This is a genomic window from Stenotrophomonas sp. KH_029 (assembly GCF_057839765.1).
The window spans coordinates 2915162-2932181 of record NZ_CM174498.1; the positions used below are offsets into that span (position 1 = coordinate 2915162).

Annotated in this window: 15 protein-coding genes; 3 read left to right on the forward strand and 12 right to left on the reverse strand. The window is 68.4% G+C overall.

Going from position 1 to position 17020, the window contains the following annotated elements:
- Positions 1 to 70: 70 nt before the first annotated feature.
- From AC3ITM_RS13220 to prmB, 10 genes are all read right to left on the reverse strand, one after another.
- Positions 71 to 2089, reverse strand: a complete 2019-nt coding sequence (locus tag AC3ITM_RS13220) for a flotillin family protein (protein WP_489265590.1) — start codon at positions 2087 to 2089, stop codon at positions 71 to 73.
- A complete protein-coding gene (locus AC3ITM_RS13225) occupies positions 2086 to 2766 on the reverse strand; it encodes a hypothetical protein (RefSeq protein WP_489265592.1) in 681 nt (226 codons plus the stop codon). Before AC3ITM_RS13225 ends, AC3ITM_RS13220 begins: the two co-directional genes overlap by 4 nt.
- A gap of 211 nt (positions 2767 to 2977) precedes the next feature.
- Positions 2978 to 3634, reverse strand: a complete 657-nt coding sequence (locus AC3ITM_RS13230; RefSeq protein ID WP_228884364.1) for a phosphoribosylanthranilate isomerase — start codon at positions 3632 to 3634, stop codon at positions 2978 to 2980.
- Entirely contained in the window at positions 3631 to 4404 is a 774-nt protein-coding gene (gene truA / locus AC3ITM_RS13235; protein WP_489265594.1) for a tRNA pseudouridine(38-40) synthase TruA, read from the reverse strand. Before truA ends, AC3ITM_RS13230 begins: the two co-directional genes overlap by 4 nt.
- Positions 4405 to 4451: 47 nt before the next feature.
- Positions 4452 to 4826: a VOC family protein gene (locus AC3ITM_RS13240; RefSeq protein ID WP_489265596.1), complete on the reverse strand. Its 375-nt coding sequence runs from the start codon at positions 4824 to 4826 to the stop codon at positions 4452 to 4454.
- The gene (locus AC3ITM_RS13245) at positions 4823 to 6745 is read right to left on the reverse strand and encodes a FimV/HubP family polar landmark protein (RefSeq protein ID WP_489265598.1); all 1923 of its coding nucleotides are present in this window, start codon (positions 6743 to 6745) and stop codon (positions 4823 to 4825) included. The genes AC3ITM_RS13240 and AC3ITM_RS13245 overlap by 4 nt, the downstream gene beginning before the upstream one ends.
- 86 nt (positions 6746 to 6831) lie before the next feature.
- The gene (locus AC3ITM_RS13250) at positions 6832 to 7857 is read right to left on the reverse strand and encodes an aspartate-semialdehyde dehydrogenase (RefSeq protein WP_489265600.1); all 1026 of its coding nucleotides are present in this window, start codon (positions 7855 to 7857) and stop codon (positions 6832 to 6834) included.
- 204 nt (positions 7858 to 8061) lie between these two features.
- The gene (locus AC3ITM_RS13255; RefSeq protein ID WP_489265602.1) at positions 8062 to 9117 is read right to left on the reverse strand and encodes a 2-hydroxyacid dehydrogenase; all 1056 of its coding nucleotides are present in this window, start codon (positions 9115 to 9117) and stop codon (positions 8062 to 8064) included.
- A complete protein-coding gene (gene aroC / locus AC3ITM_RS13260) occupies positions 9110 to 10213 on the reverse strand; it encodes a chorismate synthase (protein WP_489265604.1) in 1104 nt (367 codons plus the stop codon). Before aroC ends, AC3ITM_RS13255 begins: the two co-directional genes overlap by 8 nt.
- On the reverse strand, positions 10210 to 11139 hold the full coding sequence (prmB, locus tag AC3ITM_RS13265) for a 50S ribosomal protein L3 N(5)-glutamine methyltransferase (RefSeq protein WP_489265606.1): 930 nt from the start codon (positions 11137 to 11139) through the stop codon (positions 10210 to 10212). Before prmB ends, aroC begins: the two co-directional genes overlap by 4 nt.
- 413 nt (positions 11140 to 11552) lie before the next feature.
- Here prmB and AC3ITM_RS13270 point away from each other — a divergent pair, with 413 nt between their 5' ends.
- Both AC3ITM_RS13270 and asd read left to right on the forward strand, forming a co-directional pair.
- A complete protein-coding gene (locus AC3ITM_RS13270; RefSeq protein ID WP_489265608.1) occupies positions 11553 to 12203 on the forward strand; it encodes an SCO family protein in 651 nt (216 codons plus the stop codon).
- Positions 12200 to 13042, forward strand: coding sequence for an archaetidylserine decarboxylase (asd, locus tag AC3ITM_RS13275; protein WP_489265610.1), 843 nt, complete (start codon positions 12200 to 12202; stop codon positions 13040 to 13042). Before AC3ITM_RS13270 ends, asd begins: the two co-directional genes overlap by 4 nt.
- Before the next feature lie 249 nt (positions 13043 to 13291).
- Here asd and AC3ITM_RS13280 read toward each other — a convergent pair whose 3' ends face one another.
- Both AC3ITM_RS13280 and AC3ITM_RS13285 read right to left on the reverse strand, forming a co-directional pair.
- The gene (locus AC3ITM_RS13280; protein WP_489265612.1) at positions 13292 to 13633 is read right to left on the reverse strand and encodes a ribonuclease E inhibitor RraB; all 342 of its coding nucleotides are present in this window, start codon (positions 13631 to 13633) and stop codon (positions 13292 to 13294) included.
- A 128-nt stretch (positions 13634 to 13761) separates the two neighbouring features.
- On the reverse strand, positions 13762 to 15366 hold the full coding sequence (locus AC3ITM_RS13285) for a transglycosylase SLT domain-containing protein (RefSeq protein WP_489265614.1): 1605 nt from the start codon (positions 15364 to 15366) through the stop codon (positions 13762 to 13764).
- A gap of 135 nt (positions 15367 to 15501) precedes the next feature.
- Here AC3ITM_RS13285 and AC3ITM_RS13290 point away from each other — a divergent pair, with 135 nt between their 5' ends.
- Entirely contained in the window at positions 15502 to 17007 is a 1506-nt protein-coding gene (locus AC3ITM_RS13290; RefSeq protein ID WP_489265616.1) for a helicase HerA-like domain-containing protein, read from the forward strand.
- Positions 17008 to 17020 lie beyond the last annotated feature (13 nt).

Genomic DNA, 17020 nt, shown 5'->3' on the forward strand with positions numbered 1-17020 from the left:
CCGGCCGGGCGAGCCGGCCGGTGATGACGCGGCGGCGGCCAGCAGCCACCGCCTGTTCGGGACGCTGGATTCAGCGCGTTTCGACCACGGCGGCGGTCACCGTCGGCACCGCCTCGGCAGGCTGTTCGGTGAGCTTGCGTGGGCTGTCCTGGCGCGCCGTCACGCCCAGGTAGCGCTGCATCAGGTCCTGCACGATCGGGCTCTTGTCGGCCAGGCCCTCGATCGACTTGCCCAGCGAGACGGCCTTGATCAGGTTCTCGAACATGCCACCGTCGCCTCCGACCAGGTCGATATCGGCATTGGCCAGCGCGCTGGCGATCACCCCGGCGTTCTCGCGCGAGACTTCCTTGCCGGCTTCGATCGAGGCCAGCGCCTGCTTGAGGCTGTTGTCGAGCATCATGCGGAACTCTTCGTGGCCGCGTGCGCTGTCACTGAGCGAGGCGATCGCCTCGAACTTGCGGACCAGGCCTTCGGCTTCGGCGAGCAGCTTCTTCTGCACCACGCCGGCCTCGGCGCCGCCGAGCGATTCGGTCGCAGTGGCACGGGCAAGGCCCATCTGCTCTTCGCCCTTGGCCTGCGCCTGCAGGTTCTCGGCCAGCACCCGCGCCTCGTTGGTGCCCTGCTTGAGGTGGGCCTCGGCCTTGGCTTCGATCACCCTTGCCTCGGCGATGCCGACCTTTTCGATCGCCAGCGCGGAGGCTTCGCGCACCTGCGCTTCGGCCAGGCCCGGGGCGGCCTGCTCGGCACGGGTACCGTCGGCGAGCAGGCGCTTGGCTTCGGCCTGCTTGCCGGCCGCTTCGTGTTCGGCCTGGGCCAGCGTGGTGATTTCCACCGCGCGGTGCTTGGCCGCGGTTTCGCCGGCCAGGGCCTGCTTGACCTGGCGCACCAGCAGTTCCTGCGCCTTGCCTTCGGCATCCAGGATCAACACCTGCTTGAGGCGGTCGGCCTCGGAAACCTCACGCACTTCCTTGATGCGTTCTTCTTCCTGCGCCACGGTCTTGTCGATGGCGATGCGCTCGCGGGTGATGTTGGCCACGTCCATCTTGCCGGACTCGACCACCTTGTCGCGCTCCACGCCCTGCAGCTGCACTTCGCGCTGGGTGGTGACCTGCTCCAGCTGGCGCGCGCGCTCGACCCGTTCGGATTCGATGGCCACCGCGCGCTGGCGGTTCTGCTCGGCCACTTCGACTTCGCGCATGCGGTTCTGCTCGCGGATTTCGATCACTTCCTGCGCTTCGATGCGCGCCTGCTCGGACACCAGGCGCTGCTCTTCCTGGACCTTGGCGGTCTCGGCTTCCTCGCGCGCCCGGATGGTTTCGATCTCGCGCTTCTGCCGCGCCTCGGCCTCGGCCTGCTGGCGTTCCAGCGCCAGCAACGCCTCGCGCGCCTCGACGTTCTTCTTGGTGATGGCCAGCTTTTCGTTCTGTTCCAGCTCGTTGGTCACCACGTTCTGGGTGGCGGTCAACTCGGTGATCTTGCGGATGCCCTGGGCATCGAGGATGTTGTTCTGGTCCAGCAGCGACTTGGGGGTCTGCTCCAGGTAGTCGATGGCCACGTCTTCCAGCGCATAGCCATTGAGGTCGTTGCCGATCACCGCGATGATCTCGTCGCGGAATTCCTGGCGTTTTTCGAACAGTTCGGTGAAGTCGAACTTCTTGCCGACCGTCTTCAACGCTTCGGAGAACTTGGCATTGAACAGCTCATCGACCGCATGCTTGTCCGAGGCGCGGTCGGCGCCGATCGCCTTGGCCACGCGCAGTACGTCGGCCTGGGTTTCATTGACCCGCAGGTAGAACGCCACGGCGATGTCGGCGCGCATGTTGTCTCGGCAGATCAGACCTTCCTTGCCACGGCGGTCGATCTGCATGGTGATCAGGCTGATCCGCATCAGCTCGGCGCGGTACAGCACCGGGATGATCAGCGCACCGGTGAAGTGCACCTTGGGCTGGGAACTCATGTCGTTGACGATCAGCGCCACGCCCTGGTCGACCTTGCGGTAGAAGGCCTTGAACAGTCCGGCCAGGCCAAGCAGCAGGACCAGCAGAATGCCGACCCCGATCACGAACGGGGCCAAGGTCGCAAAACTCATCGTTGGATCTCCTTATCGCCCGGAATCAGGCTGGCGTGGAACGAAAGCGCGGGGTGGTCCTGTTCGCGGGCCACCAGGTAATGATTGTGTTGGGGCAGGTAATCCAGCAGCACCACCCGCTCACCGCGGGCCAGCGGCTCACCGCCACCGATGCGCACCTGCAGGATCAACCCGGCGCCGCCGTCATCGACGTTGGCGTGGCCAACCTGTGCGGTGACCTGCGGCGAGGCGACCACGCCGACCCGGCCCAGCAGCGAGGCCTGGGCCACCGGGCGCAGACGCAGCAGCAGGCGCCGCACCGGGCGCAGCACCAGGATGGTCAACGGGATCGCAGGCAGCAGGGCCAGTACGGCGGTGGCGCTGCCGGCCAGCCAGCGCAGCGTGGCCGGCAATGGCTGCAACAGCAGCAGGTGGACGAAATAGGTGACGGTCCAGCCAAAGAAGGCCAGCAGCGCGATCACCAGCATGACCGGCGCACCGCCCAGGCCCAGCCGCGAGAACATGCCGGAAATGCCGTGCAGGCCATCATCGCCAAGCTGCAGGTCCAGGCCATGCCCGCCGCTGCCGTGGTCGACCACGCCCAGCGCGGCCAGAAGCCAGTACAGCACGGAAAATGCCAGCACGATGCTGTAGGGCAGCGTGGGGAACGTCAGCGCGACAGTGAGGAATTCATTCATGCCGTGTCTTCCCTGCAATGGCGGCCAGCCGTGCCGGCCGCCTCCTGTGGGAAGCGCTCCGGCTTCCCGCGACTGCGCGCCTCACCGGCCGCGCCCTGTCCTGTGGATGCTACGTGAAATCCAGCCGTGCGCCCATAGCCGCACCTCCAGCCTTTGTGCGGCAAGGCCGGCAGGCTGTCGGCAACGGCTTGGCCGGGCCTACGGCGGGCAGCTACCCGGCTTCGTGGCAGTCGGCGCGGCGGACTTCTTCGACGAACTTGCGCATTTTGTAGCCGTCCTTGATGCCCGGCTCGGTCTCGATCCCGCTGGACACGTCCACGCCCCAGGGCAGGGTCGCCACGATCGCGTCGAACACGTTGTCCGGGGTGATCCCGCCGGCCAGCAGGAACGGCCGGTGCAGGCCGGTCGGCAGGCGGGTCCAGTCGAAGGCGACCCCGGTACCGCCACCGCCCCCGGGGGCATGGCTGTCGAACAGGAATCCGGCCGCGCTGGGGAAGCGCACCTGCAGCTGGCGGGCATTGACCTCGTCGCGGCCGCCCATCGCCACCGCCTTCAGGTAGGGCATGTTGAAGCTGCGGCAGAACGACTCGTCCTCCTCGCCATGGAACTGCAGCAGGGTCGGCCGCACCGTGCGCAGCACTTCGCGCACCTCCTCCTTGCCGTTGTCGCGGAACAGCGCGACCACATCGACCATCGGCGCGATCGCCTGGCGCATCGCGCGGGCCTCGGCCGGCGCCACCCGCCGCTTGCTGTCGCGCGCGAAGATGAAACCGACCGCATCCACGCCCAGTTCGCCGGCCAGGCGCACATCGCCGGCGCGGGTCATGCCGCAGAACTTGATACGGGTGCGATAGAAAGAGCGGCTCATAAGGTGACCTCGGCGGGCAGTTGCCAGTTGTCGGGGTACAAGGGTCCAACGAATACCAATCCCTGCGGAGGCGCGGTCGGTCCGGCCACGGTGCGGTCGCGGCCGGCCAACAGCTGGGCCATCCACGACACCGGTTTGTCCCCACATCCGACCAGGATCAGTGAACCGACGATATTGCGCACCATGTGATGAAGGAATGCATTGGCCTGAACGCAGACCTCCACCACCTCGTCCTGGCGGGTGACCTGGATGGCCTGCAGGTCGCGGCGGGCGTGCCGGGCCTCGCACTGGATGCTGCGGAAAGCGCTGAAATCATGCTCGCCGAGCAGCGCCTGGCCGGCGGCATGCATCAAGGCCGCATCCAGCGGGCGCCGCTCCCAGCTCAGGGTCTGGCGGTTCAAGGCCGGCCGCACCTGGCGGTTGAGCAGGCGGTAGCGGTAGCGCCGGGCCCGGGCCGAGAAGCGCGCATGGAAATCCTCGGCCACCGGCACGCACCAGCGCACCGCGATCGAACGCGGCAGGCGGGTGGTGGTGCCCAGGGTCCAGCCGCGCGGATCGCGCACGGCATCGGTGTCGAAGTGCACCACCTGGCATTGCCCATGCACGCCGGCATCGGTACGCCCGGCGCAGGTCACCTGGATCGGCGCATCGGCCACCGAGGACAGCGCCTGCTGCAGGCTGGCCTGCACGCTGGGGCAACCGCTGTCGCCCAGCTGCTGCCAGCCCTTGTATTCGCTGCCGTCGTATTCCACGCCCAGTGCGTAGCGCATGGTCAACCTCTGTAAGTCGGAAGAAACCGGCCGGGCCGGTCGGGGCATCAGGCCGGGTCGCGCTCGGACCACACCGCCAGTTCATTGCCGCCCGGTTCGAGGAACTGGAAGCGGCTGCCGCCAGGGAAGGAGAACACCGGTTTGAGCACGCGCCCACCGTGGGCACCGACGGCCGCCAGCAGCGGGGCCAGGTCCTGGGCGTAGATCACCAGCAGCGGCGCACCGGCCGCGCTGGTGCCGGGCGTGCCGCGGAAGAATCCGCCCTGCAGGCGGCCATCGTCGAAGGCGGTGTAATCCGGGCCGTAGTCGACGAACGACCAGCCGAACACACTGCTGAAGAACGCGCGGCTGGCGGCCGGATCGGTGGAGGCGAACTCCACGTAGTCCAGGCGCCGCTCACGGTTGGCCGGGCTGGCGCTCATCCCAACCGCCCGAGCAGTTCGCGCGCCTGGGCCTGGCTGTGCGGGTCGGCGCTGCCGATCACTTCCAGCAGCAGGGTACGTGCGGTTTCGGCATCGCCCAGGTCCAGGTAGGCGATCGCCAGCTCCAGCCGGTCGCGGCCCGGGGTGGGCTGCAGGGCATCGGCAGCCTGCGCCTGGGCGGCAGGATGTTCGGCGGCTTGTGCCTGGACCGGCGCATCGGCGGCATCGGCGGGGTATTCGAACACGCCACGGTAGGACGGCTGTGCGGCAGCCTGCAGGGCATGCGCCGGCGGCGCGTCGTAGGCTGCCGGTGCGGCCGCCCGGGCATCGTGCTCGGTGTCGGGGTGTACGGCCTGCGCCGCCGGCTGGCCGGGCTGCGGTTCGAGGTTGAACAGCGGCTCGCGGCGCAGGCCCTCGGCAGACCACGCGGCCGGCTCGTCCGCTGCGCTGCCCACATCCAGATCGCTGTCGGTGTCGGTGTGGGCGGCCGGCTCCTGCTGGGCGGCCAGTTCGTCGATGAAATCGGCGGCCGGCACGGCGGCGGCCAGGCTGGCGGCATCGAGCCCATCGCGGCGCAGCGGTGGCAACGGCGAGGGCTTGCGCCGGCGCAGCAGGGCCCAACCAGCCACCAGCAGCAACAACACGCCCAGGCCCAGCCAGTACCAGCCGCCCCCGGCATCGCGTGCGGCCGGGGCCTGGCCCAGGCGCTGCTGCGCGGCGGCCAGGTCGCTGTCCTTCATGGCGATCAGCGATTGCTGCTGCTGTTGCAGCTTCTCCAGCTCGGACACGCGGCCACGCAGTTCCTGGATCTCGGCATCGCGGGTGGCCAGGTCTTCCTTGGCCTGGCGCAGTTGTTCGTTGCCCAGCATGTCACCCTCACTGCCGGCGGCGGTGCCGGTGGTTGTCCCTGCATTGTTGTCGGTGGCCGCGACCGCCGGGGCGATCTCCAGCCGTGCACCGTTGGCTGCGGCCGGCGCAGTGGCCGGGCCGGGGCTGGCGGCCACGCCGCTGCTGGCCGGCTGCGGAATCGCGGTGCGCGCCTGGCGCCACTGCGCGGTGTGTTCGCGTACCATCGCCGCCGCTTCGCCGGCATCGATCGCCGCGGCATCGGCACTGCCGGGGCTGCGCAGCACCGCGCCCTGCTTGAGCAGGTTGACGTTGCCGCGGATGAACGCCTCCGGGTTGGCCCGCAGCAGCGCGATCATCGCCTGGTTGCGGTTGATGCCCTGCTCGCGCGCCAGGCCGCCGGCCAGCTGGGACAGGGTCTGTCCGCGCTGCACGGTGACGCTGCCATCGGCCGCCACGTTTGCCGCCGGTGGCGGTGCCGGTGCGCGTGGCGCGCTGTTGCGCGGTGCCGCCGGTACGGCCGGGGCTGGCGTGGCTTCGGCCACGGCTGCATCGGCTGGCGCCGCGGCCGGGGCAGGTTCGGGCTCGCGCACGATGGCATTGGACATCGCCCCGGCCGGGGCGACGATCTCAGGTTCGGCCACGGCCAGCGCGCTGTTGGGCGCATCGATCAGGGCCGAATATTCGCGGACCAGGCGGCCTTGGCCCCAGTCGGCTTCGATCAGGAAATTCAGCGACGGCGTGGTGACCGGCGCCTGGGTACTGACCCGCACCACCGCCCTGCCCTGCGCATTGCGGGTGAGTTCGAACTGCAGCTCACTGACCAGGCCGGCCGGGCGCTCCAGCCCGACCCGGGCAAAGGTGACCGGCGAGGCCAGGGCCACCCGCAGGTTTTCCAGCTCGGACGGATCGGCCGAGATCACCGGAATTTCGGCCAGCAACGGCTGGCCAGGTTTGGACAGGACCCGGATATCGCCCAGGCCCAGGGCCATGGCCGAGCTGCTGGCCAGGGCCAGCAGCAGGGTCGACACATACTTGAGCGGGCGCATGGCGCCCGGAGCCCGGTTGTTCATGGCGGCCAATATAACGGCTCCCCCCGTGATCGGCGATGATTGAATGCAGGCGCCGATGGCATCCCCATGCCATCGGCGCGCGGCGATCAGCCTTCGGCGGCGACCAGTTCGGCCAGCTGCACGGCGTTGAGCGCGGCACCCTTGCGGATGTTGTCCGAGACGATCCACAGGTTCAGGCCATGCGGGTGCGAGAGATCCTCGCGGATGCGGCCGACGTACACCGCATCGTTGCCGGAGGCATGGGTGACCGGGGTCGGGTAACCACCGGCCTCGTGCCTGTCCACCACTTCCACGCCCGGCGAGCGCGACAGCAGTTCGCGCGCGGCATCGGGGGTGACCTTGTCGCGGGTTTCGATGGTGACCGCTTCGGAATGGCCGTAGAACACCGGCACGCGCACGGCGGTGGGGTTCACCAGGATGCTGTCGTCGCCGAGGATCTTGCGGGTCTCCCAGACCAGCTTCATTTCTTCCTTGGTGAAGCCGTTGTCCAGGAAGTCGTCGATGTGCGGGATCAGGTTGAAGGCGATCTGCACCGGGAAACGCTGCGGGTCGATCTGCTGGAAGCTGAGCAGCTGGCCGGTCTGCTTGCCCAGTTCCTCCAGCGCCGAACGCCCGCCACCGGACACCGACTGGTAGGTGGCCACGTTGATGCGCACGATGCCGTACTGGCGGTGCAGCGGCGCCAGCGCCACCAGCATCTGCATGGTCGAGCAGTTCGGGTTGGCGATGATCCCGCGCGGACGCTTGCTGATCGCCTCCGGGTTCACTTCGGAGACCACCAGCGGCACGTCATCGTCGTAACGGAACGCCGAGGAGTTGTCGATCACCACCGCACCGGCGGCGGCGAACTTCGGGGCGAATTCCTTGGACACGCTGCCGCCAGCGGAGAACAGCGCGATGTCCACGCCGGCCGGGTCGAAATCGGCCAGGTCCTGCACCTTGATCTTGCTGCCCTGGTAGTCGATCTCACCGCCAGCCGAACGCGAGGAGGCCAGCACGGTCAGGGTGCCAATCGGGAAGTTGCGCTCGGCCAGGATGGCCAGCATGGTTTCGCCTACCGCGCCGGTGGCACCGACGACAGCGACGTGGAAACGACGATCTGGATTGTTCATGGGAACCTCTTGTTGGGGGGTACCGACCAGCGGTCGGTAGCGGCCGTGCCTTGTGGATGTGTACCCACCAACGGTGGGTACCTGCCGAAATCTGATTGCGTGTGTACCCACCAACGGTGGGTACCGGAATGCGTGTCTGCCAACCAACGGTTGGTACCTGCCACGGGCTGGGTTCGGGGAACCTCGCAACGGGGGCGCGGTTCCCTATCGTTTTGCGTCGTCGGTTTTCTTGGCGACCGCGCCCGCAGCGCCGGCCAGGGCGGCTTTCACGGCGTCGGCATTGATCGCGCTCGGTGGGTTGCCGGCATCGGGGCCCTTGCCCAACGCGGCGGTCAGGTTGTCCACCGCCAGCTGCACCATCGCCCGGCGCGTGGCCTGGCTGGCACTGCCGATATGCGGGGTCAGCACGATGTTGCGCAGGGCCAGCAGCGCCGGGCGCACGTTCGGTTCGCCTTCGAACACGTCCAGGCCGGCTGCGGCCAGGCGGCCGTTGGCCAGCGCATCGGCCAGCGCCAGCTCGTCGACGATGCCGCCACGGGCGATGTTGACCAGGGTGGCGGTGGGCTTCATCCGGGCCAGTGCGGCGGCATCGATGATGTGGTGCGAGCTGGCGTTGTAGGGCAGCACCAGCAGCAGGTGGTCTGCCTGGGCCAGCAGGGTGTCCAGGTCCACGTACTGCGCGCCGACCTCGGCCTCGGTGGCCTGCGGCAGGCGCGAGCGGTTGTGGTACAGCACGCGCATGCCGAAGCCCAGCGCGCCGCGGCGGGCGATGCCCTGCCCGATCCGGCCCATGCCGAGGATGCCCAGCGTGCTGCCGTGGATATCGGCGCCGAGCATGGTCTGGAACGACCACTGGCCCCACTGCCCTTCGCGCAGCCAGCGTTCGGCCTCGGTGATGCGCCGGGCGGTGGCCATCAGCAGCGCAAAGCCGAGATCGGCGGTGGTGTCGGTCAGCACGTCGGGGGTGTTGCTGGCCAGGATGCCGGCGGCGCTGAGCGCGTCGACATCCAGGTTGTTGTAGCCCACGCCGACGTTGGCAATCGCGCGCAGCCGCGGGGCCGCGGCGATTTCGGGCGCGCCGATGCGTTCGTTGAGGGTGATCAACGCGCCATCGACATCGGCCAGTTGCTCGGCCAGCTGCTGCGGGGTGTAAGCGGTGACCTCACCGGTGGTGGCCAGGTCGAAATGCTGCCCGAGCTGTTCGACGACGTCGTCGAACAGCGGTTGGCTGACCCAGACCCTGGGGCGCCGATCACCCATTGGTGCTGCCCGGGATGCGCGGGCTGATCTCACCGACATCGCCGCACTGCGCGCGATGGCGCAGCGCCTGGTCCATCAGCACCAGGGCCATCATCGCCTCGGCGATCGGGGTGGCGCGGATGCCCACGCAGGGGTCGTGGCGGCCGGTGGTGACCACCTCCACCGCCGCGCCGCTGGCGTCCACCGTGGCGCCGGGCAGGCGCAGGCTGGAGGTGGGCTTGAGCACGATCGAGGCGGTGACCTGCTGGCCGGTGGAGATGCCGCCGAGGATGCCGCCGGCGTGGTTGCTGGCAAAGCCTGCCGGGCTGATCAGGTCGCGGTGCTCGGTGCCGCGTTGGGCGACGCTGGCAAAGCCATCGCCGATCTCCACGCCCTTGACCGCGTTGATGCTCATCAGCGCGGCGGCCAGTTCGCCATCGAGCTTGCCGTAGATCGGTTCGCCCCAGCCGGGCGGCACGCCGTCGGCGACCACGTTGACGCGCGCGCCGACCGAGTCGCCGGACTTGCGCAGCGCGTCCATATAGCTTTCCAGCGCGGGCACCTGTGCGGCGACCGGCCAGAAGAACGGGTTGTCCTCCACCGCCGACCAGTCGTGCCCGGTCGGGGTGATGCTGCCCAGCTGGGCGAGGTAACCGCGCACGCTCACGCCATGACGCTGCTGCAGCCACTTCTTGGCGATCACCCCGGCGGCCACGCGCATGGTGGTTTCGCGGGCCGAGGAGCGGCCGCCACCGCGCGGGTCGCGGATGCCGTACTTCTGCCAGTAGCTGTAATCGGCATGGCCCGGGCGGAACTGCTGGGCGATGTTGCTGTAATCCTTGCTGCGCTGGTCGGTGTTGCGGATCAGCAGCGCGATCGGGGTACCGGTGGTGCGCCCTTCGTAGACGCCGGACAGGATTTCGATCTCGTCCGCTTCGCGCCGTGCCGAGGTATGCCGGCTCTTGCCGGTGGCGCGGCGCTGCAGGTCGTGGGCGAACTCGTCGGCGCCGATCTCCAGCCCCGGCGGGCAGCCGTCGATCACGCAGCCGATCGCCGGACCGTGCGATTCGCCGAAGGTGGTGACGGTCAGCAGTCTGCCGAAACTGTTGGAACTCACGGCCGCTGCGCCGCCAGCTCGGTGATGCGGGCGCTGTGGGCGATCAGTTCGCGGCATTCGACCGCGAAGATGCCCATCTGGCCGACCTTGAACTCGATCCAGGCGAAGTCGATTTCCGGCAGCAGCTTGATCAGGTGCTGTTCGGATTCGCCCACTTCGCAGATCAGCAGGCCGTCTTCGCTGAGGTGCAGCGGGGCGTCGCGCAGGATCTTCAGGACCAGGTCCAGGCCATCGGGACCGGCACGCAGGCCCATGTCCGGCTCGTAGGAGTATTCCTGCGGCAGGGCGTCGGTCTCATCGTTGGTGACGTAGGGCGGATTGGTGACGATCAGGTCGTAGTGGCGGCCGGTGAGGCCGTTGAACAGGTCGGACTTGAGCAGGGTGACGTTGTGCGCCTGCAGGCGTTCCTTGTTCTCCTGCGCCAGGACCAGGGCATCGTCGCTGAGGTCCACGCCGTCCACTTCCCAGTTGGGGTAGTAGTGGCCGATGGCGATGGCGATGCAGCCCGAGCCGGTGCACAGGTCCAGCGCGCGATGCACGTCACGGCCGGCCAGCCAGGGCTCGAAACCGGTTTCGATCAGCTCGGCGATCGGCGAGCGCGGCACCAGCGCGCGGCGGTCGCTCTTGAAGCTGAGGCCGGCGAACCAGGCCTCGCCGGTGAGGTAGGCGGCGGGCAGGCGTTCGTTGATGCGGCGCTCGAACAGGGCCAGCACGTCGGCCTTTTCCGGGGTGGTGACGCGGGCCGCGCCATAGGCCGGGCCGAGGTCATGCGGCAGGTGCAGGCTGTGCAGCACCAGCTGGGTAGCTTCGTCCAGGGCATTGTCGTAGCTGTGCCCGAAGGTCAGCCCGGCGGCGTTGAAACGGCTGGTGCCGTAGCGGATCAGGTCGATGATCGTGTGGAGTTCGGCGGCCGTTTCGGCAGTCATGGCAAGGCAACAGACAAAGTGGCCCCCGATTATAGGCGACCCCATGGCCCCCGGCATCGGTTGCAGGAGAAACAGGCGGTGGGGGCCTGAAGCCAGAGCCTGAAAGCAACAGCAGCTGCCCGGTCTTCCATGGGTGGGGGTACTGGGGGTGGGTACGCACGGAAGTGCAGACCAAGGACCAAGGCAGCCCCCACGCACCCGGGAGAGTCCTGCCCTCCGTTGCGCACCAGCACCCTGTGGGGGCGCCGGTACGGGTGCCACAAACTGAGCCAACAGGTCAGCGGTTGTTGCCGTTGCCCCTGTCTTTAGCTTTGCCTTTGGCCTGGAAGAAGAAACCCGCCCCCCCCCCCAAAACAACCACCCAGGCCGTCACCACCCCTATCATGGTGGCCCCATCCGGGAACGGGCTTTCCATGTTCAATCGCAATGTCGGCATCATCCTGCTCATCGCGCTGGCCGCCGGGCTGGGCCTGGTCGTGGCCCAGAAGGTGTTCGCCCCGGCGCCGGCCGGCGACCGGCCGGCCACCGAATCGATCACCTTCTACCCCCAGCCGCGGCCGCTGCCGGACTTCAATCTCGGCCAGTCCGACGGCACCCGCCTGATCCCGGGCGAACTCAAGGGCCACTGGACCCTGGTGTTCCTGGGCTTCACCTTCTGCCCGGACGTCTGCCCAACCACCCTGGCCGACCTGGCCCAGGCCCAGAAGCAGTGGGAGGCCCAGCCCGAAAGCCTGCGCCCGCGCCTGGTGTTCATCTCCGTGGACCCCGAACGCGACACTCCCGCCCGGCTCGGCGAGTACGTGCATGCCTTCCACAAGGACACCCTGGCCGCCACCGCCGACATTCCCTCGCTGGAGCGCTTCGCCACTTCGCTGGGTTTCGTCTTCCAGAAGGTGCCCGGCAAGCATTTTGATGAAAATCCCGAGGACTACACCCTCGAACATTCGGCCAGCCTGGCCGTGCTCGACCCGGACGGCAAGCTCGCCGGCCTGATCCGCCCCCCCTTCAATGCGCAGGCCATTGCCCGCGACCTGCAGATGCTGACCGAGAAATCCGCACCATGAGCCTGACCACCACGCTGAGCTACGTCCTGCCCCACCGCCTGCTGTCCTCCATGGCGCGCCGGCTCGCGTATTCCAGCAACCGGCGGATCTCGCGCTGGCTGATCGACACCGTCACCGCCAAGTTCGGCGTCAACCTGGCCGAGGCGGCCAACCCCGATCCGCGCAGCTACGCCACCTTCAACCAGTTCTTCACCCGCGCCCTCAAACCCGGCGCCCGCGTGCCCGCGCCCGACCCGCGCACCCTGGTGATGCCCGCCGATGGCCGCATCAGCCAGCTCGGTGCGATCGAGGACGGTCGCATCTTCCAGGCCAAGGGCCAGTCGTTCACCGCCGCCGAACTGCTCGGCGATGCCGGCGACGCCGAGGTCTTCCACCACGGCCTGTTCGCCACCGTCTACCTCTCGCCCAAGGACTACCACCGCGTGCACATGCCGTGGACCGGCACCCTGCGCGAGACCGTGCACGTGCCCGGCCGGCTGTTCAGCGTCGGCCCGGCCGCGGTCAACACCGTGCCCGGCCTGTTCGCCCGCAACGAGCGCCTGGTCTGCCACTTCGACACCGACTTCGGCCCGATGGTGTCGGTGATGGTCGGCGCGCTGCTGGTGTCCGGCGTGGAAACGGTGTGGGGCGGTGAAGAGATTCCGGCCTACGGCGATACGATCACGCGCAAGGATTACCGCGGCAAGGGGATCACGTTGGAACGGTTTGCGGAGATGGCCCGCTTCAACTACGGCTCCACCGTGATCATCCTGCTGCCGCCGGGCGTGGCCGACTTCGCCCCGCACCTGGATGCCGAGCATGCCGTGCAGCTGGGGCAGCCGCTGGCTACCCTGAAATGATTCGGGCGGGCTGATCATGGCGCGTGGCGAGGCGCTCATCGTCGCGGCGCTCGCGACGTTGCGCTGACCGATGCCCGGTAGTGCCGGCCGCTGGCCGGCTGCCCGGGATGCTGCCGATATTTCTGCAGAGCCGGCCAGCGGCCGGATGCTCGGATGCTGCCGACATTCTGCAGAGCCGGCCAGCGGCCGGCACTACCGACGGATCCAACGAAAACGCCCCGGTTTCCCGGGGCGCTTGTCGATGTCCGCTCAGTCTTCGACCGGGCCGACGTCCATGCCGTCGTAGTCTTCCACCCCGTTCTGCTCGGCCAGCGCCTGCAGTTCGTGGTTGCGCGCGTCCAGCGACGCCTCGGTATGCACCTCGGCGCGCTCCACGTGCAGCACGTGGTACGGCGCTTCACCCTCTTCCAGATCCGGCTCGAACACCTCGACCAGGGTATAGCCCTGCGCGGTGAGCTTCTCGCCCAGCGCCTGCAGCGGTTCGGGCGTGGTGTTGACGAAGAAGTAGCCCCACAGCATCGGGCCGTTGAGGTCCCAGTCGGTGTTTTCACGGATGTTGGCGAACATCTCGTTGATCGCGGTGGTATCCATCTTGTTTCCTTGATTGCGTGATCCTGGGGGCTGCCGCGTGCAGACGCGGCGGCCGGTGATGGACGTGCTGCAGCGGGCCGGCAGCAGGCGTGATGCGCGCAGCCTACCGCGTTGCCGTGAGGGTGCGGTTACTTTCCGCAGCCCTGCAGCTTGAGCACCTGGCCCTGCCGGAGCGCATAGGCCGGTGCCTTCAGGCCGTTGGCCCGTGCCAGCTCACGCACGTCGCACTGGAACTTGTCGGCGATCGCCCCCAAGGTCTGGCCCTTGCCCACCTTGTGGCTGCGTACCGGCTTGGCCTTGGGCTTGGGCGCCGGGGCCGCCACCGGGGCCACCGGCGTGGCCACCACGACGCTGGCCTGCGCCTGCGCCACCGGCACCACGCTGCCCACCGCCACGTTGCCGGTGTAACTGGCCACGGCCGGGCGCACGATCGCCGCATTGAGGTCGGCGGTGATCAGGGTGCGGGCCAGGTCCGCGCGCGGGCCGCTGACGCAGTAGCGGTTGTACAGCCCGGCGATGCGGGTGGTGGCATTGATCGTGGTGCCGGCCGGGATCCAGCCATCGGCCTCGTAGCGCGGGTTGAGGTTGCGCAGCGCGCGCATGTAGCCGTCACGGGTGCCGGCGCTGCCCAGGCAGATGGTCAGCTCGTAGATGGTGGTCGACTTGGCCAGGCGGATGGTGGCCTGCTGCGCGTTGAGCTTCGGGAATTCCACGCCGTACTGTTGCGGGTGCAGGAAGATCCAGGCCGCAGCGATCACCATCGGCACGTAGTCCTTGGTTTCGCCGGGGAACTGGTTGTACACGCTGTCCACCCAGAAGCCCTGGCCACCGCTTTGCCTGAACACCCGCGCGGCGCGGCCTTCGCCGCCGTTGTAACCGGCCAGCGACAGCTCCACGTTGCCGTTGAGCTCGCGCATGCGTTCGTTGAGGTAGGTGGCACTGGCCTCGGCGGCGCTGCGCGCGTCGAAGCGGGTGTCAAAGCCGGTGCCGTCCGGGCCCAGCCCGAAGCGACGCCCGGTGGCCGGCATGAACTGCATCAGGCCGGCCGCGCCGGCGCGCGAGGACGCATGCACGCGGCCGTTGGACTCCTTGGCCATGATTCCGAACAGCAACGCCTCGGGCAGGCCGCGCTTTTCCCACTCCGGCCACATCACCGCACGCAGGTTCTGGTAGTTCTCGTAGGTGGTCATCAACGCCGGGCGCATGTCGGTCAGCCAGCGGCGGATGCCGGCCTGCACGGCCGGGTTGTATTCGACCATGCTGTCGAAGGCATGCCGCTTGTCGTTGAGCAACGCCGCCGCGCGCGCCGCTTCGGGCACATCGGCGGTGAGCGGGCTCACATGGTCCGGGTCGGCTTCGAGCAGGCCGCCATCGCTGGCGATCGCGTCGCCCTCGCTGTCCTGGCTGTCGGCGCGGTTCTTCAGCAGGCGCTTGTAGGTAGGCAGCAGGTTGCTGACCTGGCAGCCCTTCTGGGCCACGCAGGCGCTGATCACATCCTCCATGTCCTCCAGTGCGGCATCGCCCTCGTTCTTGCCCTTGGGATCGGCGTTGTTGACCAGCACCAGCGCGGCGCTGTAACGCTTCTCGGCGGCGGCCATGCGCTGCTCCAGCGCCTCGATCTTCACCCGGTCGCGGGCCGAAACCCTTTGGGCATGGGCCTCGGGCACCAACGACAGCATCGCAGCAAGCGCCAACAGCGGCCAACCACGGACAAACAAGACAGGAACGGGCATTTTTGGCACTGTGGGTGAAAGATGGGGCAGAGTAGCCGTGCCGCTTGCATCGGGGCAACCCGGGCCGCCGGCCGATAGCTGCCGACGTTTAGAATATTGCCCATTCACACAGCAACACCACACAGCGAGTTGACCATGGATCCGATCCTGCTGGGCAAAGGCATTACCGACGATATCGCTGTGACCCTGCTGCCACGGCTGGGCAACCGCCACGGCCTGGTGGCCGGCGCCACCGGCACCGGCAAGACCGTCACCCTGATGACCCTGGCCGAGGGTTTCTCGCGGATCGGCGTGCCGGTGTTCCTGGCCGACGTGAAGGGCGACGTTTCCGGCCTGGCCGTGCCCGGCGCCGGCACCGAGGCGCTGCTGCAGCGTGCCCGCGACATCGGCGTGGCCGACTACGCCGCCGCGGCCAGCCCGACGATCTTCTGGGACCTGTACGGCAAGCTCGGCCACCCGGTGCGCACCACCGTCAGCGAGATGGGCCCGACCCTGCTGGCGCGCATCCTGGAACTCAACGATACCCAGGCCGGCGTGCTGGACATCGTATTCAAGCTGGCCGACGACCGCGGCCTGCTGCTGCTCGACCTGGACGACCTGCGCGCCCTGCTCGGCCTGGTCGCCGACGAACGCAAGGACATCTCCACCGAATACGGCCTGGTCAGCGCGCAGACCGTGGCGGCGATCCAGCGTTCGCTGCTGCGCCTGGCCCAGGATGGCGGCGAAGCCTTCTTCGGCGAACCGGCCCTGGAACTGGCCGACATCATGCGGGTCAACCACGATGGCCGCGGCGTGATCGGCATCCTGGCCGCTGACCAGCTGGTGCTCAAGCCGCGGCTGTATTCCACCTTCCTGCTGTGGCTGCTGTCGGAGCTGTTCGAGACGCTGCCCGAAGTGGGCGACCTGGACAAGCCCAAGCTGGTCTTCATCTTCGACGAGGCCCACCTGCTGTTCGACGATGCACCGCCGGCGCTGGTGCAGCGCATCGAGCAGGTGGTGCGGCTGATCCGCTCCAAGGGCGTGGGCGTGTACTTCTGCTCGCAGTTCCCCGACGACGTGCCGGCCAACATCCTGGGCCAGCTGGGCAACCGCGTGCAGCACGCCCTGCGCGCGTTCACCCCGCGCGACCAGAAGGCGGTCAAGGTCGCCGCGGAAACCTTCGTGCCCAATCCCAAGCTGGACGTGGCCGCCACCCTGGCCAAGCTGGGCACCGGCGAGGCACTGGTGTCCACGCTGCAGGACAAGGGCATTCCCTCGGCCGTGCAGCAGACCCAGATCGCGCCACCGCGCTGCCGGATGGGCGCCATCACCGACGCCGAACGCGCCCAGGTGCGTGCCGGCAGCCCGGTTGGCACCCGCTACGACACCGCCGTCAACCGCGAGTCGGCGACCGAACTGCTGGCCCAGCGCGCGCAGAAAACGGTGGAACAGGCCGACGCGCCCAAGGCGCGCACCCGTGCGCAGGATGACGAACAGGAAGGCGGCTTCGGCCAGTCGATCAAGGACGCCATCTTCGGTACCAAGCGCCGCCAGGGCATGATCGAAACCATGGCCAAGCAGACCACCCGTACCGTCGGCAGCAAACTGGGCAACCAGATCGTGCGCGGCATCCTCGGCGGCCTGTTCGGCGGCAAGCGCTGAATGGACCGATCAT